This is a genomic window from Ruegeria sp. SAZD011, assembly GCF_059612545.1.
Genome location: NZ_JBXWQU010000024.1, coordinates 69,698 through 93,618, shown reverse-complemented (window position 1 = coordinate 93,618; position 23,921 = coordinate 69,698). Strand labels below are relative to the sequence as shown.

The following is a 23,921-nucleotide window of genomic DNA, read 5'->3' as shown; positions in this document are numbered from 1 at the left end:
CCGTGTGGGCCATATTCCGTTCTCCTTGCTTTCCAGCAAGATAGGGGATTCGTCGCAACCCAGTTTAGAATGTGCCCCTGCTTGATACTCATTTCTTATAATCGGTATTATGTGTATTAAACGTACACTGAATTGCCGGAACGTCACGGCGATTGCATGGATTGGCACCACCCTACGCCTGCGCTAGCGTTTGGCTGAAACCGGTATTCAGAACCGGCTGTTGGTTTGCAGAAATAGAACGACATGCTCTAACCGACTGACAAAAGTCAGCTTTACAGACGCACAACATGGGAGAACACCGTGGAAATCAAAGACAGGATTGTTGTCGTCACAGGTGCGGCCAGCGGTATCGGGCGCGGCCTGGCCGAACGCTTCGCCGCCGAGGGCGCGAAGTGCGTTGTTTGCGCGGACCTGAACCTGCAAGGCGCCGAGGACGTCGCGCAATCGGTTGGTGGCGTTGCCCTGCGCTGCGATGTGAGCCGCGAGGCCGATATCGCCGCCCTGATCGAGCATGTAGAAACCCAGATCGGTCCCATTGACCTCTTTTGCTCCAATGCCGGCATCCTGACCATCGGTGGTATCGAGACGCCGGATACGGACTGGCAACGTATCTGGGATATCAACGTGATGTCACAGGTCTGGGCAGCGCGCCATGTGGTGCCGCGCATGATCGCGCGCGGCGGTGGCTATCTGCTCAACACCGCGTCCGCAGCGGGTCTGTTGAACCAGGTTGGTGCGGCACCTTATGGGGTGACCAAGCACGCCTCGGTTGGTCTGGCCGAGTGGCTGGCGATGACCTATGGCGATGACGGGATCGGCGTGTCGGTTCTGTGTCCGCAGGCGGTCCGCTCGGAAATGACTCGCGGGCATGAGGAGTCGGTCGCGGCGCTGGACGGTATGCTGGAACCCTCGGACGTGGCCGAGGCTTGCGTTCAGGCCATCCGCGCCGGGCAGTTCCTGGTGCTGCCGCATCCGCAGGTTCTGGACTATATACGAATGAAAACAGCGGATTACGACCGATGGCTGGGCGGCATGCGCAAGCTGAACCGGCAATTCGGCGGCAAGCTCTAACCTTCGGATTTCAGGCGCCGCATCAGCCCTTCCTGCGCCACGCTGGCCACCAGCGTGCCGTCTTCAGCATAGATCTTGCCCCGGTTGAAACTGCGCCCGGCGCCGGTCCAGGGACTGTCCATCGCGTAAAGATGCCAGTTTTCGAACCGGATCGGCGCGTGAAACCACATGGCATGATCCAGGCTGGCCCCGTTGACCTGACGCGTATACCAGCTGAGCCCGTGCGGCCGCAGGCCCGAGCCCAGCAACCCCATGTCTGACGCATATGCGAGCAGCAGATGCTGCATTTCCGGCCCTGCCCCGGCTGCCGCACCCATGCGGAACCACAGGTAATGACGGTCGTCGGTCGGGATCGGCTCGAACATGTCGCGCGGTTCGACCTCACGGATTTCGATAGGACGTGCGCGGGTGAATTCGGCGCGGTATTTCTGCGGTATACGGTCGATGAAGCGCTCTTGCAAAGCCTGCCGCGTGGGATGGGTTTCGGGGCCGGAAATATCTGGCATGGGGTGTTGATGGTCCCAACCGTCATCGCCCGCATGGAACGAGGCCGAGAGGTTCAGGATCTGGCGACCATGTTGAATGGCCACAACCCGACGGGTTGTGAAAGAACCTCCATCCCGCGCTCTATCAACCTGATAGATAACGGGAATAGACGGGTCACCCGGTCGAATGAAATAGGCGTGCAGCGAATGGCACAACCGGTCCTCGACCGTGCGATAGGCAGCGGCCAGCGCCTGTGCGATGACCTGCCCGCCATAGATGCGGGTCGGCGTTTCGCCCCCCGATCCGGTGCCACGAAACAGATCCACTTCCAACCGCTCGATATCGAGCAGGTCGAGCAGCTGGCGTTCCGCATCGGTCATGTCGCATCCTCCGGCGTCAGCGTCGCCCGGCGGCATAAGTCACGAAGAAATCGAAACTTTCCGGGTTCGCCATCGAGTCCCGGTTCACCACTTGCACCGGGTCGCCCCCCAGTAGCAGTTTCTTGACGGGAACTTCCAGCTTCTTTCCCGACAGGGTGCGCGGCACCTCGGCGATCTGAACGATGTCGTTGGGGATGAAGCGCGGCGACAGCGTTTCGCGGATGGCCGTGTTGATGCGGTCGCGCAGGGCCTCGTCCAGCACCTGCCCCGGCGCCGGCACCACGAAGAGCGGCATGAAACTGTCGCGGCCCAGAAACTCCAGATCGACCACAAGGCTGTCCAGCACCTCGGGCAGCGCCTCGACCGCGCGATAGATCTCGGACGAGCCGAGCCGCAGCCCCTTGCGGTTGATCGTTGCGTCCGAGCGGCCATAGATCACCGAACCACCCTCAGGCGTGATCTCGATCCAGTCGCCATGCCGCCAGATACCGGGATAGGTGTCGAAATAGCTTTCATGCAGGCGACTGCCATCGCTGTCGCCCCAGAACCCCAACGGCATCGAGGGGAGCGGTTCGGTGCAAACCAGTTCGCCGACTTCACCAATGATCTCAGCGCCTTCGGGGTCAAAGCTGCGCACGGCGTTGCCCAGATAGCGGCATTGCATCTCGCCCGCGCGCACCGGCAGCATCACGTTGCCGCCGACAAAGGCGCCGCACAGATCGGTCCCGCCCGAGATCGGCGCCAGCCAGATATCCGGGTCCACCGCGTCATAGATCCAGTCATAGCCCTCGGCCGTCAGCGGTGATCCGGTAGTGCCCAGCGATTTGAGCGCCGACAGATCCAGCACGTCGCCCGGGCGGATGCCGGATTTCAGGCATTGGGTGACATAGGCCGCGCCGACGCCGAAACTGGTGACCCGCTCTTCGGCCACCACGCGCCAGACCGCCAGCATGTCGGGGTGGTTGGCGGCCCCGTCGAACAGCACCACGGTGGCACCCTGCCCCGTGGCGACAAATTGCGCATTCCACATGATCCAGCCCGAAGAGGTGAGCCAGAGAAAGCGATCGTCACCGCCCAGATCCTGATGCAGCGCCTGTTTGGCGCCCTCCAGCAGGATACCGCCATGACCATGCACGATGGGTTTCGGGTTGCCGGTGGTGCCCGAGGAATAGACGATCCACAACGGATGATCGAAGGGGAGATCGGCAAAATCCGCCGTGGCCGAGCCTTGGGTCATCTCGTCCCAAGGGGTCACACCCGGCGGCACATCCCCCATCACCGGCACCAGAACCGTGTGGGTCAGGCTGGGCAGATGCGCGCGGATCTCCTCCAGCACCGGGCGCCGGTCGATGGTGCGCCCCGCGTGAACATAGCCGTCCTGCGCGATCAGCACCTTGGGTTCGATCTGGCGGAACCGGTCCAGGATCGCCACATGGCCCATATCCGGGGCGCAAAGCGACCAGATGGCGCCGATGCTGGCCGCGGCCAGAAAGGCAATCACGGCACTATCGGTATTGGGCAGGATCGCGACCACCCGGTCGCCCTGCCCCACACCCATGGCGCGCAGATGGGCGGCCACATTGGCCACCTGTTGCGCCAGTTGCGCCCAGCTGACCTCGTTGCGGCCGAACCCCTCGGAGCGCAGGATCAGCGCGGGTGCCTCGGGGCGGCTCTCGGCATGGCGCAGCATGTGGCGGGCGAAATTGGTGGTGACACCAGGAAACCAGACCGCACCGGGCATCCGCCGCTCGGCCAGCACCCGACCGTCACCGCCCTGAAACGGCAGGCCCGCGAAATCGCGGATCGCGGTCCAGAACCCAGCCAGATCCGTAATGCTCCATTCCCAAAGGGCATTGTAGTCGTCAAATTCCAGCCCGCGCTCCTCTGCCAACCAACGCTGAAACGCCGCCATGCGGCTTTGCTCGGCGCGGGCCTTGCTTGGGGTCCAGAGAATGGGCCGGGGATCTGTCATTCGCATAATGCTCCATGGATCAGCGCCTTGAGTTCCGACCGCGAGGGATAGGCGCTGGAGGGCGACAACTGGGTGAAGAACACCACCGTCATGTCATTGACGCGGTCCAACCAGAAAAAGGTCGAGGCCATTCCGCCCCAGCTGAAATCGCCGACCGAACCGGGGGTGCGGGCGCGGGCCGGGTCCAGCACCACGGCACCACCCAGGCCAAAGCCCATCCCCTCCATCGGCTGTTCGGCAAAGCTCTGCGGCCCCATCGAGGCGATATCGCCCGGCAGATGGTTACGCATCATGAAATCGAGCGTTGCCGGGCCGATCAGGCGATGACCGTCGACCTCGCCACCCCGGCGCAGCATCTCGGCAAAGCGGCGGTAATCGTCGATGGTGCTGACCAGACCGCCGCCGCCGGAATACATGCTGGCAGTCTCGAAGGGCGATTTGCCCGCCTCGTCGAACAGGCGCAATGTGTCGCCGCCGGAATGGGCATCGTTCAGCGCCATCGCATCCCCGGCAAGCGGCGTATAGAGCGAGGCGAAACGGTCGCCAGCGCCCTCGGGCACGCTGAACCCGGTCTCGGACATCCCCAGTGGGGCGAAAATCTCGTCCTGAAAAAACTGCGCCAGCGTCCGGCCCGAGACCACCTCGACCACGCGCCCCAGAATGTCGATGGAAACCGAGTATTCCCAACGGCTTCCGGGCTGAAATGCAAGTGGCAGTGCCGCCACCTTGTCGGCCATGTCGGCCAAAGCGCCCTGACCCGGTTTGAACAGCAGGTCCTGCTCCTCCATCGCGCGCGCCAGAACGCCGGGATTGAACGGATAGCTCAGCCCGGCGGTATGGGTCAGCAGCTGGTGCAGCGTTGGCGAGGGCGCCGGTTCGGTCTGGTCGATAGTGCTTGCTCCGGGCACCAGTGCCTGCATGTCCGAGAAGGACGGCAGAAAGTTCGACACCGGCGCATCGAGGTGGAACAGCCCCCGTTCGGCCAGCATCATCACCGCAAGCGAGGTGATCGGCTTGGTCATCGAATATATCCGCACCAGCGTGTCACGGGTAAAGGGCAACTGTCGCTCGATGCTGCGCTGCCCGGCAGCGTGGAAAAACACCTCTTGCCCGCCCTGACTGACCAGCACCGAACTGCCCGCATAGCGGCGCCGGTCGACATAGCCCTGCATCCAGCCCGCGATCCGGCCCAACCGGCCGGTGTCGAGTGTCCTGTAACCGGGGTCGGGCATCGCGCTATCCTCCTGCTGTCGCGGCTTGACAGAGTGTCACCCGGCCCCAGCGCCAAGGAAAGTACGTAGGAATACGGACCCTTGTCGAGAGAGCGCGCCACCCCCTCATGGCACCATGCCCAGGCTGCGTCCGGCTTCGATCAAGAGCGGCGCATAAACGCGCTCCAGCTCTTCTTGGGTGACGTGGAAACTGGGCCCGCCCAGATTGAGCCCGTGCAAGCGGGCACCGCCAAGCGACAGCACCGGCACCGCGATACCGTTCACATCCGCCTGCCAGTCGCCGTATCCGGTGCAATAGCCGCGCGCGGCGTATTCCTCGACGGCGCGGTCGATCTGGGCGCGCAGCTCTGCCTCGGACGCCCCCAGGTCGCGCAGTCCGGTGGCGATGGCGGCCTCACGCTCTTCCGCCTCCATCCCCACCAGGATCGCCCGCCCGATGGCCGAGCGGAACAGCGGCAGCCGCGAACCCACATGCATGCTGAGCGAGACATTCTCGCGCGAGCGCGACACCGCGACATAGATCACCTCGGCCCGGTGCACCTCGCCCAGGGCGGCGGTGATATAGGGGTTGGCGCCGGTGCGCAGGCCACGCAGCACCTCAGCCGCGCGGTCACAGATATCCATGCCCGCCAACACGCCCATGCCCAGTTGCAGCACGCCCACGCCCAACCGATAGGCGCCGCTTTGGCGGTCCTGCACCAGATAGCCCAGCTGGCACAGCGTATGGGTCAGGCGCGAGACGGTGGGTTTGGGCAGGCCGGTCCGCTCGGACAGGTCGGTATTGGTCAGCAGCACCTCGCCGGGGCGAAAGCTGCGCAGCACGTCCAGCCCCCGCGCAAGTGCGGTGACAAAGTTGCGATCCTTGCCCTCGGCCAGCCCGTCCATATCGCCGCCCTGCCCGCTCACCCGCGCAGCGCCCTCAGCCCGTTTTGCGCGAATACGCCCACATACTGGCCCAGCCTCCGGGCGCGTTCGGGGTTTGACGCATTGCCATCCAGCGCGCGTTTATAGACGCCCTGGATGATCGCCGCCATGCGGAAGAAGTTGAAGGCAAGATAGAAGCCGAAACGGTCGATCCCCCCGATGCCGCGCCGCGCGCAATAGGCGGCGATGAACTCGGCATCCGTGGGCAGACCCAGCGCGGCACGGTCGACCCCTGCCAGCCCGCGCCCCTCTTTGCCCGGCGGCATCTGCCATTGCATGATCACGGCGGCCAGATCGGCATAGGGGTGGCCGATGGTCGAGAGTTCCCAGTCGAGCACGCCCAGACAGCGGGTGCCGCCCTTTTCGAACATCATGTTGTCGATCCGGTAATCGCCATGCACCAGCGTGCGCTGGCCGTCATCCTCGGGCATCTCCTGCCCCAGCGCCTCGATCAGCGCGTCCATGTCCGGGATCGTGTCCGTTTCCGAGGCGCGGTACTGCTTGGTCCAGCGCGAAAGCTGGCGCTCGAAGTAATTGCCCGGCGGGCCATAGTCGGACAGGCCGACCGCGTCGATATCGACCGAATGCAACGCCGCCAGCACCCGGTTCATCTCGTCGATGACGGCGGTGCGGGTGGCATTGCTCTCGCCCTCCATCGTCGGTTCGTAGAAATTGCGCCCGTCCAGATGCTCCATCACGTAAAAGGCCGAGCCGATCACGGTGTCATCTTCGCAGAGCAGATGCATGCGCGGCACCGGCACATCCGTGCCCGCCAGCGCGCTTTGCACCCGGAACTCGCGATCCACCGCATGGGCGGATTTCAGCAAGACTCCCGGTGGCTTGCGCCGCAGCACATAGTTGCGCGCGGGTGTTTTCAGCAGAAAGGTCGGGTTCGACTGGCCAACATCGAATTTCTGCGCCTCCAGCGGCCCGGCATAGCCCGGCAGGTGGTCGCGCAGATAGGCATCAACGGCGCTCAGGTCGAGGCTTTGGGTCGTGTCGCTCATATCCTGTCCCTCAACTATAGCTCAGCATATCCGCATGGGCCGGTTGGGCAAAATGCGGGGTGGTGTTGAATTCATGCAAAAAGAAGGCGCGCTGGGTAAAGATGAAGCGCGACATGGCGGTGTTCTTCACTTGCAGGTTCAGCGCAATCATCTGCTCGGACGGTGCGCTCAGTGCCGCGGCGGTCAGTTGTCCGATGGCCCCGCCCGAGCTGATCACCAGCACCCGTTCGGCACCCTCGCGGGTGGCGGTTTGGCGTGCCGCCTCGATCCGGGCGGTGAACTGGGCCCAGCTTTCGCGCGCGCCCGCAACCCCGCCGCCCTGCCATTCGCGCAAAACATCGCGCAGGGTGCGGAAATGCGTTTTGCGGTCATGCTGCACCAGATCGGGGATGGTGCCGCCGAATTTCACCCGCAACAGGTCGTGGAAATCGTATTCGTTCCAGCCCGCGTGTTCCTCGGGCGCGTCCGTGAACCCCATGCCGCGCAGAGTCTCTTTCTGTCGCGCCAGCGTGCCCGTGACCAGCCGGTCGGGCACCCAGCTCATCTCGCGCAGCGCGGCACCGACCAGCGCTGACTGGCGATAACCCAACTCGCTCAGCCGGTCATAATCGTCCGACCCGAACGAGGCCTGCGCATGGCGGATAACAATCAGTTCCGCCATGGTTCAGCCGGTAAACTCGGCGGCCAGCCGGGCGCCCGCCGCACGGTATTCGCGGTCAATCCGATCCACCAGATCGGCCACCGGTTCGATCTGATGCACGTCGCCGACGCCCTGACCCGAGCCCCAGATTTCTTTCCACGCCTTGGGTTTGGACGAGCCCTGGCTGAAATTCATCGAACTGGCATCGGCCGAGGGCAGGTTGTCGGGATCCATCCCGGCGCGTTCCACCGATTTCTTCAGGTAATTGCCGTGCACGCCGGTAAAGAGCGAGGAATAAACGATATCCTCGGCGGTGCTGTCGACGATCATCTGCTTGTATTCGGGTTGTGCATTGGCCTCATTCGTGGCGATGAAGGGCGAGCCCATATAGCCGAAATCGGCCCCCACGGCGCGGGCGGCCAGCAGGCTTTCGCCACAGGCGATGGCGCCCGACAGCGCCAGCGGCCCGTCGAACCACGACCGGATCTCGCGGATCAGCGCCAGTGGCGATTGTTGTCCCGCATGGCCCCCGGCGCCTGCGGCCACGGCGATCAGGCCATCAGCGCCCTTGTCGATCGCCTTCTTGGCGAATGTGTTGTTGATCACGTCATGCAGCACGACGCCACCACAGCTGTGCGCGGCCTCGTTCACCTCCACCCTCGCACCCAGCGAGGTGATCCAGATCGGCACGTTCCAGCGCGCACAGATCTCCAGATCCCGCTCCAGCCGCCCGTTCGAGCGGTGCACGATCTGGTTCACCGCAAAAGGCGCCGCCGGGGTGTCGGGGTTCTTCTGATTGTGGCGGTCCAGTTCCTCGGTGATGCGTTTCAGCCAGGCCTCCAGCAGCGGCGGCTCGCCCTCGCCCTCGCGCGCATTAAGCGCCGGGAACGACCCCACGATCCCCGCCTTGCATTGCGCGATCACCAGATCGGGCACCGAGATGATGAAAAGCGGCGAGCCGATCAGCGGAATGCGCAGGCCGCGCAGAGCAGGCGGCAGGTGGCTTTCGTCACGGGTCCAGGTCATGTCTTTCACTTTCTCATGCTCCCCAGGGCAGGTCGATGCCACGCGCCTCGGCTGCTTTGCGGGCGTATTTGCGAGTCTGGCTGAACGCGTCGGTCAACTCGCGCTTGCCCTCCTCATCCTGCACCGATGCAAAGCGGGCGGCGATTTCCTCGGGTGTATTGGCGCCGCCCTCCAACAGGATGCCTTCGGTCTCGAACACACGGGTCTGCGCGTAACAGCCTGCCCCGGCGCAGAGGATCACGCGCGAGGGCGCGTCCTCGCTCACCAGATACAGAAGGCCAGGCGTGATCGTTTCCGGCGCCAGCAGCGCCAGCGCCTGTTCGGGGATCAGCGCCTCGGTCATCCGGGTCGCGGCGGTCGGCGCCAGACAGTTGACGCGGATATTGTCGCGCGCGCCTTCGAGATGCAGCACGTTCATCAGGCCCATCATGGCGGCCTTGGCCGCGCCATAGTTGGCCTGCCCGAAATTGCCGTAAAGCCCCGAGGCGGAGGAGGTGAAGACCACCCGGCCATAGCCCTGTTCACGCATGATCGGCCAACAGGCGTGGGCGACATTGGCGCTGCCGATCAGGTGCACGTCGATCACCCTGCGGAAATCGGCCATGCTCATCTTGGCAAAGCTCTTGTCGCGCAGGATGCCGGCGTTGTTGACCACGATATCGACACGGCCCCATTCGGCCATGGTTCGGGCCACCATGTCGGCCACTTGTCCCTCGTCCGCCACGTCGGCACCATGGGCCAGGGCCGCGCCACCCATGGCGCGGATCTCCGCGACCACAGCACGCGCGGCATCGGAAGACGCACCGGTGCCGTCGGTTGCCGCCCCCAGATCGTTGATCACCACCCTGGCGCCGCGCGCGGCCAGTCCCAGCGCATGGGCACGGCCCAGACCCGCGCCCGATCCGGTGACAATCGCCACCCGTCCGTCAAAACGAATGTCCATACCCGCCCCCTTACAGCGCCTTTTCAAAGATGTTGCGGCCAGACATCACGTTGATGCCGCCCGAGACCGGGATCACTGCGCCGGTGACATAGGCCCCGCCACGCCCGCAAAGGAACAGCATGCAACCGGCGATATCCTCGTCCCGGCCGACCCGGCCCAGCGGCACGTCGCTGCCGACCTTGGCGCGTTTCTCCTCGTCAGCGGTGGCAAAGGCCGTCATCCGCGACACGAAAGGCCCCGGCGCCAGCGCGTTGACCGTCACCGCATAGGGCGACAGTTCCTTGGCCATGATCTTGGTCAGGTGGATCACCGCCGCCTTGGAGGCCGCATAGCTATAGGCGCCGTCGCCCATCGGCACCTCGCCCATGACCGAGCCCACATTGACCACCCGCGCCGGATCATCGACCGAGCCGCTTTTCATCAGCATCGGCAAAAGTTTCTGGGTCAGATCGAAGACACCGGCCACATTGACCGACATCACCTTTTCCCAGGCTTCATGCGGGAACTGGCCCATCGGCGCACCCCAGGTAACACCGGAATTGTTCATAAGGATATCAAGGGTTTCGGTACGGCTCTTTACCTCGTCCACCAGCGCGTCGATACCCTCCTTGCTACCGACGTCACCGCCAAACCCCTCGGCGCTGCCGGGGGCATCCAGCGCGTTCAGCTCGGCAGCGACCACTTCACAGGCCTCACCCTTGCGCGAGGCGATCAGCACGCGCGCGCCCGCGCGTACCAGCGCCTCGGCTGCCATGCGCCCAATGCCGGTGGCGCCGCCGGTGACCAGCGCGGTCTTGCCATGCAGCGAAAACAAAATCTCAGGTGTCATGATAAATCCTTAAAATCCACGCGCTTGCGCAACGATGTTTGCGTGATATCCGTAATCGCCCAGCCATTCGGCCCCGACGCGGGCGCGTTTCATGTAGAAGCCCATGTCGAATGCGTCGGTCATGCCGATGCCGCCATGCATCTGCACCCCTTCCTGCACCGCACGTTGTGCGGTGTCGGTGGCGCGTGCCTTGGCCAGCGACACGGCCAGCGCCGCGTTCTCGGGGTCTTCGTCCAGCATCCGGCCCGCGTTCAGGATGGCCGAGGCGGTCACCTCGCATTCACACCACAGATGCGCAGCGCGGTGTTGCAGGGCCTGAAACGCACCAATCGGAACCCCGAACTGTTTGCGTTCCTTGAGATATTCGACGGTCATGCCAAAGGCGCCAGCGGCCAGCCCGGCCATCTCGGCGGCCAACGCCGCCTGACCGGCGCGCAGCGCGGGGGCCAAAACGGTCATCGCGTCATCAACCTGGCCCAGCACATCCTCGCCCGTTGCCGCCACATCGGAGAATTCGATCCGCGCCGCGTCACGGCTGTCGATCATCGCCTGCCCCTCGCGAGTGATGCCGTCGCGGTCAGCGGGCAGGTCGAACAGGGTCAGCCCCGCATCGGTCCGCGCCAGCACCAGCAGGCGCTCGGCATTGGCGCCGTCCACGACAAACCGTTTTTCGCCGTTCAGGCGGAACCCGTTGCCGTCGGCCCGCGCCTGCATCTGCGTTGCCTCGGGTGCGAATTTGGCGCCCTCATCAATCGCCAGCGCATAGGTGACCTCGCCGCTGGCGATCCGCGCCAGCGCCTGTACCGCGCGGGCATCGGACACCTGCCGCAGCGCGGTTGCCGCAATCACCGCCGTGGACAGAAACGGCGAGGCAACCAGCGTCTTGCCCATCTCGCCCGCCAGCGCACAGGCCGCGGCGTGGCCCATATCGCTGCCCCCGGCCTCTTCGGGGACCAGCACCCCGGCCCAGCCCATCGCGGCCATTTCCGACCAGAGCGCCCGGTCCTGCGTCTGCCCCGCATCCCGCAGCCCGCGCAGATGCGCCACCGGGGCGGCCTGATCCAGGAAGCCGCGCGCGGCGTCGGCCAGCATGACCTCTTCTTCTGTACGTACCAGTTTTGCCATATGCCCTACCCCGGAAGCCCAAGAACGCGTTTCGAAATGATCGACAGCATCACCTCGGAGGTGCCGCCCTCGATCGAGTTGGCCTTGGTCCTCAGCCAGTTGGGCGCGCGCCCGTCTTCCCAGACCAGGGCGTCGGACCCGCCCGCCGCCATCACCAGTTCCAGATTGCGCTTGTTCAGCTCGGTTCCCATGTATTTCAGCATGGCCGAGGCATCGCCCGCGCCCTGCCCGGCCTCGGCCTGATCCTTGTAGCGCTCCAGTGTCAGCGCCACCGCCAGCCCGTCGACCTCGGCCCGCATCGCATCAGCGCGCAGCACCGTGTCGGTGCTGCCGCTGTCGGCCAGCACGGCGCCCAGTGCCCGGCCCGAGCCCATGGTGCCACCGGCGGCCGAGATCATCTCGCGCTCATGCGTCAGCAGGTACTTGGCCACGTCCCAGCCGCGATTGACCTCGCCCACCACCTGTTCGCGCGGCACTTCGACATTGTCAAAGAAGGTCTCGCAAAACGGCGACGCGCCCGAGATCAGCTTGATCGGTCGCGTGGTTACGCCCGGGCTGGTCATGTCGAGCAGGATGAAGGAAATGCCCTTGTGCTTGGGTGCCTCGCGGTCGGTGCGCAGCAGCGCAAAGATCCAGTCGGCCTGATCGGCGTAAGAGGTCCAGATCTTCTGCCCGTTGACCAGCCAGTGATCGCCCTTGTCCTCGGCCCGGCTTTGCACATTTGCCAGATCGGACCCGGCGCCCGGCTCGGAATACCCCTGACACCAGCGGATTTCACCGCGCGCGATGGGCGGCAGGTAATGCAGCTTCTGCTCATGCGTGCCGAAATGCAAAAGCGCAGGTCCCAGCATCCAGATGCCAAAGCTTTGCAGCGGATAGCGCGCGTTCAGGCGGCGCATTTCCTGGTGGAACACCTTCTCCTGATCGCGGTTCAGCCCGGCGCCACCATACTCGACCGGCCAGGTCGGCACCGTATACCCCTTGCTGACGCAACGTTGCAGCCAGGTACGCTGGGCTTCTGACGTAAAGTTCCAGTTCTTTCCGCCCCAACAGATGCTAGCTTCGTCATTGCGGCCATCGCGCATTTCTGCGGGGCAATTCGCCTCCAGCCAGCTGCGCAGCTCGTCGCGGAAGGCGGCCAGCGCCCCATCCTCTTCGGCCATGTCTCCTCCCCATATACCGATATCTGTTTTGCAGAGCAGAATTGCATTTCGATATCCGGTTGACAACCAAGGGGGCGGGCCAAAGACTTGACGTCAAATCGCGGTACGCACGCGTCCGCAACAGGGAGAAAGACCGATATGAAAGCCATGCTGAGCACCGCCGTGGGCGGCCCCGAAACGCTGGAGCTGACCGAACTGCCGGACCCTACACCCGGCAAGGGAGAGCTGCTGGTACGGGTGCATGCGGCGGGGGTGAACTTTCCCGACACGCTGATAATCCGCGACCTCTACCAGATGAAACCGCCCCGCCCCTTTGCCCCCGGCGGCGAGATCGCGGGCGAGGTTCTGGCCGTGGGCGAAGGTGTCAACGGCTATGCGCCCGGTGACCGGGTGCTGGCACTCACCGGTCATGGCGGCTTTGCCACCCATCTGACGGTCAAGGCCAATGTCGCGGTCAAGATCCCCGATGCCATGCCCTATGACGAGGCTGCCTGTTTCATCTTCACCTATGGCACCTCACATCACGCGCTCAAGGACCGCGCGGCGCTGCAACCGGGCGAGACGCTGCTGATCCTAGGCGCCGCCGGGGGCGTTGGCGCCGCCGCGATCGAGCTGGGCAAGGCCGCTGGCGCGCGGGTGATCGCCGCCGTCTCATCGCAGGAGAAGGCCGAGTTCTGCCGCCAGATCGGCGCCGACGAGACGCTGATCTATCCGCGCGAACTGGACCGCGACGGGCAAAAGGCGCTGTCGGGTGAGATCAAGAAACTGGCCGGGGGCGATGGGGTCAATGTGGTCTATGACGCGGTGGGCGGCGCCTATGCCGAACCCTGCCTGCGCGCGATGGCCTGGCAGGGGCGCTATCTGGTGGTGGGTTTCCCGGCGGGCATCCCCAGCATCCCGCTGAACCTGACCCTGCTCAAGGGCTGTCAGATCGTCGGCGTGTTCTGGGGCGCCTCGGTGTTCCGTGACCCCAAGGGCCATGCGGAAAACGTGGCCGACCTGTTCCGCCTCTATGCCGAGGGCCGGATCAAGCCGCAGATCTGCGCGCGTTTCCCGCTGGATCAGGCGGGCGCGGCGCTTGAGATGATGCAGGACCGCAAGGTGCTGGGCAAAGTGGTGATTACACCCTGACCGGGTCTAGGACAGATGCGCCACATCGTTGAACCCCCGCACCACCATCCGCTCGCCCAGGATCACCAACCGGCTGATCGAGCCATTGGCCGCCCCGTGAAAGGCAAAGGGTTCGGAGCCGCAGGCCATCGCCATGGCGGCACCGATGACGCCGCCATGGACAAAGGCGGCGACCCGCTGATCGGGATGGCGTGCCGCGATGCGCAGCAGCCCGGCCCGCACCCGCGCGTGCAATTGGGCTGTGGTTTCGGCGCCCGGGATCTCGCCCCATTCCTGCCTCTCCTTGGCGCGGATGAAGGCCGGATCGTCATTGGCGGCGCGGATGCGGTATTCGCCCCGGTCCCAGTCGCCCAAAAACACCTCGCGCAGGTCCGGCTCTACCTGCGGCGCCAGCCCCAGATGCGCGACCAGCGGCGCGGCGGTCTGGTGGGTGCGCCGCAGCGTGGTGACATAGATCGCCGCCAGCGGTTCGTTCTTCAACCGCGCGCCCACCGCGCGGGCCTGGGCCTCGCCCTCGGGATGCAGCGCCGGGTCGCCCTGTCCGTTCACATGCGCAAACAGCTCGCCTGGACGCGCGGGCTGGCTCTCGCCATGACGGATCAACATCAGATCGACCGCCCCGGCGGGCGGCGCATAGACGGTTTGACGGTATTCCCGGGTCATCGGATCCTCGCAGGCTTTGCTGCGCGCATCCTGTCCCGGACCGGGGAGAGGATGCAATGACCCAAAACGAGATCGACACCGGATCGGAATTGCTGCTGTGCGGCCTTGCCGATGGCGTGGCCACCCTGACGCTGAACAATCCCGAGCGGCGCAACGCGCTGTCGGGCGACCTGCCACAGGCACTGGGCCGTATGCTGGCCCTGCTCGACGACGACCCCCGCGCCCGCGTGCTGGTGCTGACCGGCGCGGGCGGCGCCTTTTGCGCAGGCGGCGATATCTCCAGCATGGGCGCGGCGCTGGGGGATGGCGCGCAGCCCGATGCCGACGCGATGACCCGCCGCCTGCGGCAGGCGCAGGACGAGATCGCACTGCGCCTCGCCCGGCTGAGCAAGCCCAGCATAGCCGCGCTGCCCGGTGCCGCCGCCGGGGCGGGCATGTCGCTGGCGCTGGCCTGCGACCTGCGTATCAGCGGGCAGAGCGGCTATTTGCTGCCCGCCTTTGGCGGTATCGGTCTGTCGGGCGATTTCGGCGGCAGCTGGCTGCTGACCCGGCTGATCGGCCCCGCCCGTGCCAAGGAGGTCTATTTCACCAACCGCTGTATCATGTCTGACGAGGCACTCGCACTGGGCCTCGTGAATCGGGTGGTCGCGGATGCGGATGTGGTGGGTGAGGCGCAGGTGCTGGCCGCCAAGATCGCCGGCTTTGCCCCGATGGCGCTGCGCTACATGAAGGAAAACATCGACCGCGCCGGCGATGTCGATCTGCGACACGCGCTGGATATCGAGGCAGACCGCATGATCCGCACCCTGCTGAGCGCCGACCACCGCGAAGGCGCCCGCGCCTTTGCCGAGAAACGCAAGCCCGAGTTCGGCGGGCGCTGAGACCACATGGAAAGGACCGCCACCATGACCCCGCTTGAACAGGCTCTTCACCAGGAACAGGCCAGGATCGGCCAAGATATCGGCCACTCGGACTGGGTCACCGTCGATCAGGCGATGATCGACCGCTTTGCCGAGGTGACGATGGACGACCAGTGGATCCATGTTGACCCCGCCCGCGCCGCCGCCGAGACCCCGTTTGGCGGCACCATCGCACATGGGTTCCTGACCCTCTCTCTGGGCAGCCGCTTTGTCTATGACGTGCTGGCCCCCCTGCCGGGACAGGCGATGGGGATCAACTACGGCTTTGACAAGCTGCGGTTTCTGGCCCCGGTGCCTGCCGGCGCACGGCTGCGCGGGCATTTCCGCTTGCTTGAGGCACGCCCCCGCGGCGCCACCGAACTGCTGCGCAAATATGCCTTGACGGTCGAGATCGAAGGCAACGAAACCCCGGCTCTGGCCGCCGAATGGCTGACACTCAGCCTGTTTGAGCAAACGTTGCCTGCGACCAACTGACCCGATGAAAATACTTCCATGTCACTGGTTTGGGTGACTGCAAGCTGGACAGTTCGCCCTATTCCTGTCTAAGAGATTCCTGAATGGGGATTTAATGTGATGAACAGTATTCTGGTCTTGCACGGCCCGAATCTCAATTTGCTGGGCACCCGGCAACCCGAGGTTTACGGCACGACAACGCTGGAGATGGTCAACAGCGCCTGTGTCGCGCATGGCCAGTCTCGCGGCCTGTCGGTTGTCTGCCTGCAATCGAACCACGAGGGCGCGCTGGTCGACGCGATCCACGCGGCAAAGGGAGTGCATGTCGGGATCGTTCTGAATGCCGGCGCCTATACCCATACCTCGATCGCACTGCGCGACGCCATTTCTTCGGTCGAACTGCCGGTGGTCGAGGTGCATCTGTCCAACATCCACGCGCGCGAGGCGTTCCGCCATGTGTCGCATATCGCACCGGTCGCGCTGGGCCAGATCTGCGGCTTTGGCGCCCAGGGTTATCTGCTGGCGCTCGACGCGCTGGCGGCGCATCTGTCGCCAGGGGATGCACAATGAGGCTGCGCAGCTATCTGGAAAAACTCAGCTACGTCCGCACGCTGGAAGAATTGTGGGACGGCCATACCCGTCAAATGGCGGAATATGGCTTTGACCGTCTGCTCTATGGCTATACCAACTATCGCACCGCCACCTCGCTGGGCGACCCCGAGGATTTCGTGATCCTGAGCAACCACAAGGAATCCTATGTGAACGGGTTCCTTCAGGACGGGCTCTATTTCCATGCACCGATGCTGCATTGGGCTTTGGAACACGAGGGCGCCGGCAGTTGGCGGATGATCTCGGACATGCTGGACAGCGAGACAATGACCCCGCAAGAACGGCGCGTCTATGCGTTCAATGCCGAGCATGGCGTGACGGCCGGGTATACGATCAGCTTCACCTCGGTCTCGGCCCGGACCAAGGGCGCAATCTCGCTTTGCGCCCGCGAGGGGATGAGCCAGGACGAAGTCGATGCCCTGTGGCAGGAACATGGTCAGGATATCCTGCTGATGAACAACGTGGCGCATCTCAAGATCATGACCCTGCCCTATGTGGCGCCGAACCGGTCACTGACCCGGCGCCAGCGCGAGGCATTGCAATGGGTGGGTGACGGCAAGACCACCCAGGATATCGCCATCCTGATGGGGCTGACCGCGGCGACGGTGGAAAAACATCTGCGCCTGGCGCGCGAGGCGCTGTCGGTGGAGACCACGGCGCAGGCGGTTCTGAAAGCGGCACTGCACAATCAGATGTTCATCATGGAAGCCTGAGAGCGCCTTACTTCAATTCTCTCCCGCAACCATTTGATATTCAACAATCAGAAGGTGAATCTCCCTATCTCTGAAAGGGTGCAATCCTTGTGTGCACGGTGAGCATTTCGAAAGTTGACCATAGGTAAGGAATCCCCGACTTTCGTACAGGGCCAGATTTTCGCATTATGATGATGTTCCGTGAGTGGTGGCTTTGGCCTGGGAACATCGGGAAAAGACCCTTGTGATTACAAGGCTCTCTGACCTGTCCGGTGCTGGCCGTCTATTGATCGACGTCAGCGCCGGAGAACATGAGGGGCCCCCACCATCCCCATCTTACGGGGCCCCTCACCCAAATCTCAGGGCGATACCGGCCAAACCGGTATCGCCCTGATGTCGTTACGACATCTGGAAACCTGGGCCAGTTCATCGAGCGGCAAAAGAAAACCGGCCGCACGTCAGACATGCAGCCGGTCGGAAGCTTTCGTATCGGCAACGCCGGTACGGTTCAGGATCAGCCCTGTGCGGCCTTTGCCACCTCGGCGGCGAAATCCTCTTTCTCGACCACGATGCCCTCGCCCACTTCGAGACGGACAAAGCCCGTGATCTCGGCACCAGCCTCGGCAGCGGCGGCGCCGACGGTCACGTCGGGGTTCACCACGAACTGCTGGCTCAGCAGGGTCGATTCGGCGACGAATTTCTTCATCCGGCCTTCGATCATCTTTTCGATCACCGCTTCGGGCTTGCCGGATTCGCGGGCGATATCCATCTGCACCTGCTTTTCCTTCTCGACCACGGCCGAATCCAGCTCGGCTTCGCTCAGCGCGGCGGGGTTCACGGCTGCGATATGCATCGCGACCTGCTTGCCCAGTGCCTCGTCGCCACCTTTCATGGCGACCAGAACGCCGATCTTGCCCATGCCGGCGGTGGCGGCGTTGTGCACATAGGTCACAACGGTTTCGCCTTCGATCTTGGCCAGGCGGCGCACCGACATGTTCTCGCCGATGGTGGCGATCTTGTCGGTCAGGGTGTCGGCCACGTTCTTGCCACCCAGATCGGCGGCCAGCAGCGCGTCGACATCGTCAACGGCCAGAGCGGCCGATGCGATCTTGCCGACCATGTCCTGGAATTCGCCGTTCTTGGCAACGAAGTCGGTTTCCGAGTTCACCTCGACCGCGACACCCTTGCCACCGTCGACGACAACGGCGACCAGACCTTCGGCGGCGGTGCGGCCCGATTTCTTGGCGGCTTTCGCCAGACCCTTGGTGCGCAGCCAGTCAACGGCGGCTTCCATGTCGCCATCGGTTTCGGTCAGCGCCTTCTTGGCGTCCATCATGCCGGCGCCGGTTGCGTCGCGCAGTTCCTTAACGAGTGCTGCTGTGATTGCCATCTTGGCTCTCCTCAATTCAAAACGGATTTGGGGCAGGTCATACCCTGCCCCATATGTCATTCGGATGACGGGGCCGATCAGGCCTCGGCGGTTGCCTCTTCGGCCAGCGCCTCTTCGGCGGGGGCCTCTTCCAGCTCGCCCAGGTCGACGCCTGCGGCGCCCAGCTGTGCCGACATGCCATCCAGCGCGGCGCGTGCGGCCAGGTCGCAATACAGCGCGATGGCGCGTGCGGCGTCATCGTTGCCGGGGATGATGTAGTCCACACCATCGGGCGAGCAGTTGGTGTCGACCACGGCCACAACCGGGATGCCCAGCTTGTTGGCTTCGGCAATCGCCAGCGCTTCTTTCTTGACGTCGATGACGAACAGCAGGTCCGGCACGCCGCCCATTTCGCGGATCCCGCCCAGCGAAGCTTGCAGCTTGGCCTGGTCGCGTTCCATGCCCAGACGCTCTTTCTTGGTCAGGCCCTCGGCGCCGCCTTCCATCTTCTCGTCGATCATGCGCAGGCGCTGGATCGACTGCGACACGGTCTTCCAGTTGGTCAGGGTGCCGCCCAGCCAGCGGTGGTTCATGTAGTACTGGGCCGACTTCTCGGCGGCTTCGGCGATCGGGCCTGCGGCCTGACGCTTGGTACCCACGAACAGAACGCGGCCGCCCTTGGCGACGGTGTCGCGCACGGCTTTCAGCGCCTGGTCCAGCATCGGAACGGTCTGGGTCAGGTCGAGGATGTGGATGCCGTTGCGGGCGCCGTAGATGAACGGCGACATGCGCGGGTTCCAGCGTTGGGTCTGGTGGCCGAAGTGAACGCCAGCTTCCAGCAGCTGACGCATGGAGAACTCGGGAAGAGCCATGCGGTATTTCCTTTTTCCGGTTTGCGCCTTGGCGGGGGAGAAGAAGCGGATGCTCCAACCGGCGGTTCGGATGGGGATGTCTCCCCCAAACGGACCAAAACCCCGCCTGCGGGTTTTGAATGGCGCGCGTATACAGTGACCGGACCCGGGGCGCAAGGGGCTTTGAGCATATCCGCGAACCCGTCGCCATGCCTCATCTGGAAACATAGCGAATTTTGTGATACTCATCCAGAGATTGCATCATACCGGTCCCCTCATCCGGCGGCCGCTTCTGTTTTGACATGATTTTGTAGATATAGGTGAATTGGCATGCCAAACGACACCGTCGATGGCGGGATACCGGCCCCCGCAGCACAAGCGGCCCCGCCCGCGCCCGCAGCTGCCGCGGAGAAACCCAAACCCGCCGGTTGGCGCGCAACCCTGTCCAACCTGTCCTCGCTGATCAAGGATTTCGGCATCGTCGCCGCCATCGTCGCCACCCCGATCGCCATCGTGGTGGTGGTGATCTGGGAGGGAGTGCTGCGCCCGCGCCTGACCGCCGAGATCATGACCGAACTCAGCCGCCCCGACGAGGGCTATCGGGCCTGGCACCGCGACAACGTGATCGGGGCGCTGTCGGGCCATGATCCGGCCATCTTGCGGAAATGGCTCGAAGCCGAAGGTGGCCCCGTCATCGAACAGTTGGCCAGCCCGCCCGACGCCGAAGAGATCAAGGCGCTGTTCGCCGATCCCGACTTCCGCAAGTTCTTTCAGCGGCAGGTGCTGCTCTCGGTCAGCGATTTCCGCGACGATTATGTGCAATACCTCTACCGCGAATATGGCGAGACCAACATGCTCAAGGCCTGGCTCTCGCCGGTGACCGAACAGGTCGACGCGGTCTATACGCTCAACCTTTTCTACCAGAAAACACAGATACAGGATGCCGAGGGGCGTCAGGCGGTGAACGAGGCCGGATTGGCTTTATACGACACCAGCTTCAAGATCTCGGACCAGTTCTATGCCACCGACGATCAGCTGTTCCACATCAATGTCCGCCCCGAGACCAAGGGCGGGTTCTACGACATCTTCCGGCAGGAAGCGGCGGTGCTGACGATCACCATCGGGAACTTCACCCAGAACATCAACGTGAACGGCTTTCAGGACGATGTAACCTGTATCGTGCGAACGGCGTTGAACAATGCGCCCTCGGGCTTTGTCACGGTACGGGCGAATATCAAGCGGTCCGGGCCGCTTGACCCCAACAACCCGGTCACGCTGGACGGGCAGATCCCCGATGGCGGCTTTGACATGAAGATCATCGTGACCGCGAAAAAGGGGAGAAAGACATGCTGATGCGCCGCTTGCTTGTACTCCTGCTCTCTCTCCTTACCCTGCCCGCCCTTGCCCAAGAGGCGCGCTGGCAGCCACTGGCCGGGTTCGACAAGGTCTGGACCAAACAGGGCGCCACCTTTGACGGGCCAGAGACCGAGCAATTCATCTATGACGCGCTGCGGTTTGGCCGCGAGGTGCCGCAATATGAATACGAGTTCTTCGATATGGAGGACCTGTTTCAGCGCGCCTACCGGAACCGGGCAGCCAACGGCGTTCTGGTGAATACCGCTACCGGTGGCGCCCGCATCCTGTCGCCCACCATGGCCGAGGCCTGGCTGGCGGTGCGCGACGACCCCGCTGTTGTGGCTGTGGTGCCGATGGGCTTTGCCCGGGTGGCCGGTGACACGCGGGTGGTGGGCTATCGCCGGATCGACGGGCGCGACATGCAATCGATGTTCTTTGCCCGCAATCTGGACGCGATCCTGTGCCTGAACGACATGGCCCGGCGCAACGCCGAAAGCTATGACGGGCAGGTGCCGTTCCTGTTCGGGCTGAATTTCAAGGGCCGGGCCACCTATTCCTATGTCGAGGGGCTGGACATGGTGAACCTTGCGGACAGCAGCAGCCCGCAGCGGTTCCTGAAGACCTTCACCGCCTGCTCGGACCTGTTGCAACTGGGCCGCCGGGTAATCGAGCCGCGCGATTACAGCCGTTTGGGCAGCCCGCGCGGTCGCATCGCCTTTGACCGGACCGCCAGCGCCGAAATCAAGCCCACCGAACGGATCGTGCTGCTCTATGACCGGTTCGGTCACATGAACTTTGTCCGCACCCGCCAGCCGACCGGCATTTATGAACTTGGCCGCCTCTTCAGCTCCGACGGGTTCTATGACGATGAACCCTGCAAATACCCTGAAAAAGACGCATATCGCGGCCGCTCTCTCAGCTGCGAGTTGTGGGCGGTGACCATTGCAGCCTTTGACGGAGCGGCAATCGCGGTGCGGCAGGGCGACAAGGCGTTGTTCTGGGGCGATCCGGGCCGCTACGCGCCCGGCGTGCTGGTGATCCGCCGCAAGGCCGCAGCAGAGCCGCCGCAGGCGCCAACCGCACCAGCACCGGCACCGGCAAAAGCGGCCCCGGTTCTGCCGCTGGCCCCGGCGCCAAAGCTGCAACAGCGGGCGCTACCGGCGGATTGAGCGCTCAGGGCGTGAGCCGTGCCAGGCTGTGCGCGTGGCGCACCGCCTCTTCGCAATGGGCGGCCAGCGCCTTGCGGTTGTCGAAATCGCTCACCCGGGCCGGGGCGTGATAGATCAACTCGACCCGGCCCTGCCGCCGCGCCGCCAAAGTCTTGAGCAGATGCGGGCCGAACTCCATGTCGCCCCACCAGCCATAGAACCGATCGGGCTGACCCTTGGGCGCATGAAACACGACCGAGACCGGCTGCACATACATGATCGGCCGCAGTTCGGGCGCAAAAAACGCCGCAAACAGCGTTGTCTTGAACGGCAGAACCCTGAGCCCGTCGGTCGAGGTGCCTTCGGGGAAGAACAACAGCTTATGCCCCACCCCCAGACGCTCGATAAAGATGCGGGTCTGTTCTCGCGCCTGTTTGGGATTGCGTTCGATGAACACGGTGCCAGTGGCCCGCGCCAACCAGCCGATGCCGGGCCATTTCGCCACCTCGGCCTTGGACACGAAATAGACCCGCTTGCGTGCGTTCAGCGCGAAAATGTCCAGCCACGAGGTATGGTTGGCCACCACCGCCCCATGCTCGCGCATCAGCTCTCCGCTGCTCTCGAATCCGATGCCGAGAATGCGGAACGCGTTGCGGCAGACAAACTGGGTGATATGCGGCGTGACGGGCCGGTGCAGGCCGCACAGCGGCCGCTCGACCAGCCGCACCAGCAACAGCACGATCAGCCCGCCAAAGACAAGCAGCGCCAGCGGCACCCCGCGCACCAGCACCAGAAGCCAGCCGATCAGGCCGATCTTGATCGGATCGGGGTCGTCCTCACTGTTCCAGAGCGGATCCATCCCTAGCCCCCGCCATAGATGCGCCGCTGACGCGCGTTCATCCGCGCGGTATCCAGGATCAGGCAGACATCGGTGGTGTTGAACGCATGGTCGATATAGGCGCCATCGCCCACGAAACCACCCAGCCGCAGATAGGCCTTGATCAGCGCGGGCACCTCGAGCATGGCCCGGCGGCGGTCCAGCGCCTCGGGCGCGACCCGGTTCATGTCGACATAATGGTCGGGCTGGGTGCGCACCCGAAGATCCTCGGGCGCGAGGTGGTTGTGGTAGAGCATCGACAGCGGCTGGGCCAGCGCCTCGACATCGGTGCCGTGAAAGCTCGCTACCCCGAACAGAACCTCTATCCCGTGCCGGTCGACATAATCGGCCAACCCGTTCCACAGGTGATACATGGCCATGCCACCGCGATAATCGGGATGCAGGCACGAGCGCCCCAGTTCCAGCAACCGCCGCCCCGAGCGTTTCAGCACGCCCAGATCGTATTCGTCCTCGGAATAGAACTGCCCAACCGCTTGCGCCTGCTCGCCCCGCAACAGGCGATAGACGCCCACCACCTGTCCGCTTTCATCGTCGATACACAGCATGTGATCGAAAAACGGGTCAAAGCGGTCCCGCTCCAGCCCCGCCCGATGATCGACCAGCGCACCGCCGCCGCCCAGTTCGCGCACAAACACGTCATAGCGCAGGCGCTGGGCCGCTTGCAGTTCGGCCTCGGTCTCGGCCATCTTGACGGTAAAGGCGGGGCCGCGGTCTGGCATGGGTCTCCGGCGGATGCGTTCAGGTTGCGCGCAGATAGCGCGGCTTGCGCAGGCTTTGCAACACAAAGGCGGTGGTGGGCGCTGGTGTTAACCATTCGGTAACGCAAATCACGGATCAAAGACCACAAGCAGGGCGATGCGTGTGCCGTCGATCACCACCTTGCCCTGATCGGGGAAATTCACGGTGATCTTGCCGGCGATGCTGGACTGGACCTGCCCGACACCCCAGTCGGGGTAATCGGGGTGGCGCACGAACATGCCCGGTGCAAGAATGGCATTGAGATCGGTCATATCCGGGCCCTAGCTGCTGGATG

General features: G+C 64.1%; 25 protein-coding genes. 8 read left to right on the top strand and 17 right to left on the bottom strand.

Annotated features, from left to right (window positions below):
* The first annotated feature begins 300 nt into the window (after positions 1–300).
* Complete coding sequence (locus AC2FLM_RS13130; protein ID WP_496858474.1) at positions 301–1,071, top strand: SDR family oxidoreductase; 771 nt, start codon at positions 301–303, stop codon at positions 1,069–1,071.
* Here AC2FLM_RS13130 and AC2FLM_RS13125 read toward each other — a convergent pair.
* The 11 genes from AC2FLM_RS13125 to AC2FLM_RS13075 form a co-directional block, all read right to left on the bottom strand.
* Positions 1,068–1,937 (bottom strand): acyl-CoA thioesterase, encoded by an 870-nt coding sequence (locus AC2FLM_RS13125; RefSeq protein ID WP_496858472.1) that lies wholly within the window; start codon positions 1,935–1,937, stop codon positions 1,068–1,070. The genes AC2FLM_RS13130 and AC2FLM_RS13125 overlap by 4 nt on opposite strands.
* 16 nt (positions 1,938–1,953) lie before the next feature.
* Complete coding sequence (locus tag AC2FLM_RS13120) at positions 1,954–3,915, bottom strand: acetoacetate--CoA ligase (RefSeq protein ID WP_496858471.1); 1,962 nt, start codon at positions 3,913–3,915, stop codon at positions 1,954–1,956.
* A complete protein-coding gene (locus tag AC2FLM_RS13115) occupies positions 3,906–5,141 on the bottom strand; it encodes a serine hydrolase domain-containing protein (RefSeq protein ID WP_496858469.1) in 1,236 nt (411 codons plus the stop codon). Before AC2FLM_RS13115 ends, AC2FLM_RS13120 begins: the two co-directional genes overlap by 10 nt.
* 105 nt (positions 5,142–5,246) lie before the next feature.
* Positions 5,247–6,026, bottom strand: coding sequence for an IclR family transcriptional regulator (locus tag AC2FLM_RS13110; RefSeq protein WP_496858476.1), 780 nt, complete (start codon positions 6,024–6,026; stop codon positions 5,247–5,249).
* Positions 6,027–6,043: 17 nt separating this feature from the next.
* Positions 6,044–7,072: a phosphotransferase family protein gene (locus AC2FLM_RS13105; protein ID WP_496858467.1), complete on the bottom strand. Its 1,029-nt coding sequence runs from the start codon at positions 7,070–7,072 to the stop codon at positions 6,044–6,046.
* A 10-nt stretch (positions 7,073–7,082) separates the two neighbouring features.
* Positions 7,083–7,733 (bottom strand): histidine phosphatase family protein, encoded by a 651-nt coding sequence (locus tag AC2FLM_RS13100; RefSeq protein WP_496858465.1) that lies wholly within the window; start codon positions 7,731–7,733, stop codon positions 7,083–7,085.
* Between the two features lie 3 nt (positions 7,734–7,736).
* Positions 7,737–8,738 carry an NAD(P)H-dependent flavin oxidoreductase gene (locus tag AC2FLM_RS13095; RefSeq protein WP_496858463.1) on the bottom strand — a complete coding sequence of 334 codons (1,002 nt, stop codon included), beginning with the start codon at positions 8,736–8,738 and terminating at the stop codon, positions 7,737–7,739.
* A 13-nt stretch (positions 8,739–8,751) separates the two neighbouring features.
* Positions 8,752–9,681: an SDR family NAD(P)-dependent oxidoreductase gene (locus AC2FLM_RS13090; RefSeq protein ID WP_496858461.1), complete on the bottom strand. Its 930-nt coding sequence runs from the start codon at positions 9,679–9,681 to the stop codon at positions 8,752–8,754.
* A gap of 10 nt (positions 9,682–9,691) precedes the next feature.
* Positions 9,692–10,510 carry an SDR family NAD(P)-dependent oxidoreductase gene (locus AC2FLM_RS13085; protein WP_496858459.1) on the bottom strand — a complete coding sequence of 273 codons (819 nt, stop codon included), beginning with the start codon at positions 10,508–10,510 and terminating at the stop codon, positions 9,692–9,694.
* A gap of 9 nt (positions 10,511–10,519) precedes the next feature.
* Entirely contained in the window at positions 10,520–11,635 is a 1,116-nt protein-coding gene (locus AC2FLM_RS13080) for an acyl-CoA dehydrogenase family protein (protein ID WP_496858458.1), read from the bottom strand.
* A 5-nt stretch (positions 11,636–11,640) separates the two neighbouring features.
* Positions 11,641–12,798, bottom strand: a complete 1,158-nt coding sequence (locus AC2FLM_RS13075) for an acyl-CoA dehydrogenase family protein (protein ID WP_234144227.1) — start codon at positions 12,796–12,798, stop codon at positions 11,641–11,643.
* Positions 12,799–12,936: 138 nt separating this feature from the next.
* On the opposite strand from AC2FLM_RS13075, the gene AC2FLM_RS13070 reads away from it, so the two are divergent.
* Positions 12,937–13,929 (top strand): NADPH:quinone oxidoreductase family protein, encoded by a 993-nt coding sequence (locus AC2FLM_RS13070; protein ID WP_496858456.1) that lies wholly within the window; start codon positions 12,937–12,939, stop codon positions 13,927–13,929.
* 6 nt (positions 13,930–13,935) lie between these two features.
* Here AC2FLM_RS13070 and AC2FLM_RS13065 read toward each other — a convergent pair whose 3' ends face one another.
* A complete protein-coding gene (locus tag AC2FLM_RS13065) occupies positions 13,936–14,592 on the bottom strand; it encodes a histidine phosphatase family protein (protein ID WP_496858454.1) in 657 nt (218 codons plus the stop codon).
* A 56-nt stretch (positions 14,593–14,648) separates the two neighbouring features.
* Here AC2FLM_RS13065 and AC2FLM_RS13060 point away from each other — a divergent pair, with 56 nt between their 5' ends.
* The 4 genes from AC2FLM_RS13060 (at position 14,649) to AC2FLM_RS13045 (ending at position 17,287) form a co-directional block, all read left to right on the top strand.
* Positions 14,649–15,473: an enoyl-CoA hydratase-related protein gene (locus AC2FLM_RS13060; protein WP_496858452.1), complete on the top strand. Its 825-nt coding sequence runs from the start codon at positions 14,649–14,651 to the stop codon at positions 15,471–15,473.
* A 24-nt stretch (positions 15,474–15,497) separates the two neighbouring features.
* Positions 15,498–15,986, top strand: a complete 489-nt coding sequence (locus tag AC2FLM_RS13055; protein WP_496858450.1) for a MaoC family dehydratase — start codon at positions 15,498–15,500, stop codon at positions 15,984–15,986.
* Positions 15,987–16,085: 99 nt separating this feature from the next.
* Positions 16,086–16,535 carry a type II 3-dehydroquinate dehydratase gene (gene aroQ, locus AC2FLM_RS13050; protein WP_234218066.1) on the top strand — a complete coding sequence of 150 codons (450 nt, stop codon included), beginning with the start codon at positions 16,086–16,088 and terminating at the stop codon, positions 16,533–16,535.
* Positions 16,532–17,287 carry a helix-turn-helix transcriptional regulator gene (locus AC2FLM_RS13045; protein ID WP_234218067.1) on the top strand — a complete coding sequence of 252 codons (756 nt, stop codon included), beginning with the start codon at positions 16,532–16,534 and terminating at the stop codon, positions 17,285–17,287. The genes aroQ and AC2FLM_RS13045 overlap by 4 nt, the downstream gene beginning before the upstream one ends.
* A 493-nt stretch (positions 17,288–17,780) precedes the next feature.
* Here AC2FLM_RS13045 and tsf read toward each other — a convergent pair whose 3' ends face one another.
* Together tsf and rpsB are read right to left on the bottom strand one after the other, a co-directional pair.
* Positions 17,781–18,656 carry a translation elongation factor Ts gene (gene tsf / locus AC2FLM_RS13040; protein WP_496858448.1) on the bottom strand — a complete coding sequence of 292 codons (876 nt, stop codon included), beginning with the start codon at positions 18,654–18,656 and terminating at the stop codon, positions 17,781–17,783.
* Between the two features lie 77 nt (positions 18,657–18,733).
* Entirely contained in the window at positions 18,734–19,507 is a 774-nt protein-coding gene (gene rpsB / locus AC2FLM_RS13035; RefSeq protein ID WP_234136745.1) for a 30S ribosomal protein S2, read from the bottom strand.
* A gap of 309 nt (positions 19,508–19,816) precedes the next feature.
* Between rpsB and AC2FLM_RS13030 the strand changes: the two genes are divergently transcribed.
* The gene (locus tag AC2FLM_RS13030; protein WP_496858446.1) at positions 19,817–20,839 is read left to right on the top strand and encodes a hypothetical protein; all 1,023 of its coding nucleotides are present in this window, start codon (positions 19,817–19,819) and stop codon (positions 20,837–20,839) included.
* Complete coding sequence (locus tag AC2FLM_RS13025; protein ID WP_496858445.1) at positions 20,833–22,011, top strand: hypothetical protein; 1,179 nt, start codon at positions 20,833–20,835, stop codon at positions 22,009–22,011. The genes AC2FLM_RS13030 and AC2FLM_RS13025 overlap by 7 nt, the downstream gene beginning before the upstream one ends.
* A 4-nt stretch (positions 22,012–22,015) precedes the next feature.
* Here AC2FLM_RS13025 and olsA read toward each other — a convergent pair whose 3' ends face one another.
* The 3 genes from olsA to AC2FLM_RS13010 form a co-directional block, all read right to left on the bottom strand.
* The gene (olsA, locus tag AC2FLM_RS13020; protein WP_234218072.1) at positions 22,016–22,849 is read right to left on the bottom strand and encodes a lyso-ornithine lipid O-acyltransferase; all 834 of its coding nucleotides are present in this window, start codon (positions 22,847–22,849) and stop codon (positions 22,016–22,018) included.
* A gap of 2 nt (positions 22,850–22,851) precedes the next feature.
* A complete protein-coding gene (gene olsB / locus AC2FLM_RS13015) occupies positions 22,852–23,607 on the bottom strand; it encodes an L-ornithine N(alpha)-acyltransferase (RefSeq protein ID WP_496858442.1) in 756 nt (251 codons plus the stop codon).
* A gap of 108 nt (positions 23,608–23,715) precedes the next feature.
* Complete coding sequence (locus AC2FLM_RS13010; RefSeq protein ID WP_234136748.1) at positions 23,716–23,898, bottom strand: DUF3553 domain-containing protein; 183 nt, start codon at positions 23,896–23,898, stop codon at positions 23,716–23,718.
* Positions 23,899–23,921 lie beyond the last annotated feature (23 nt).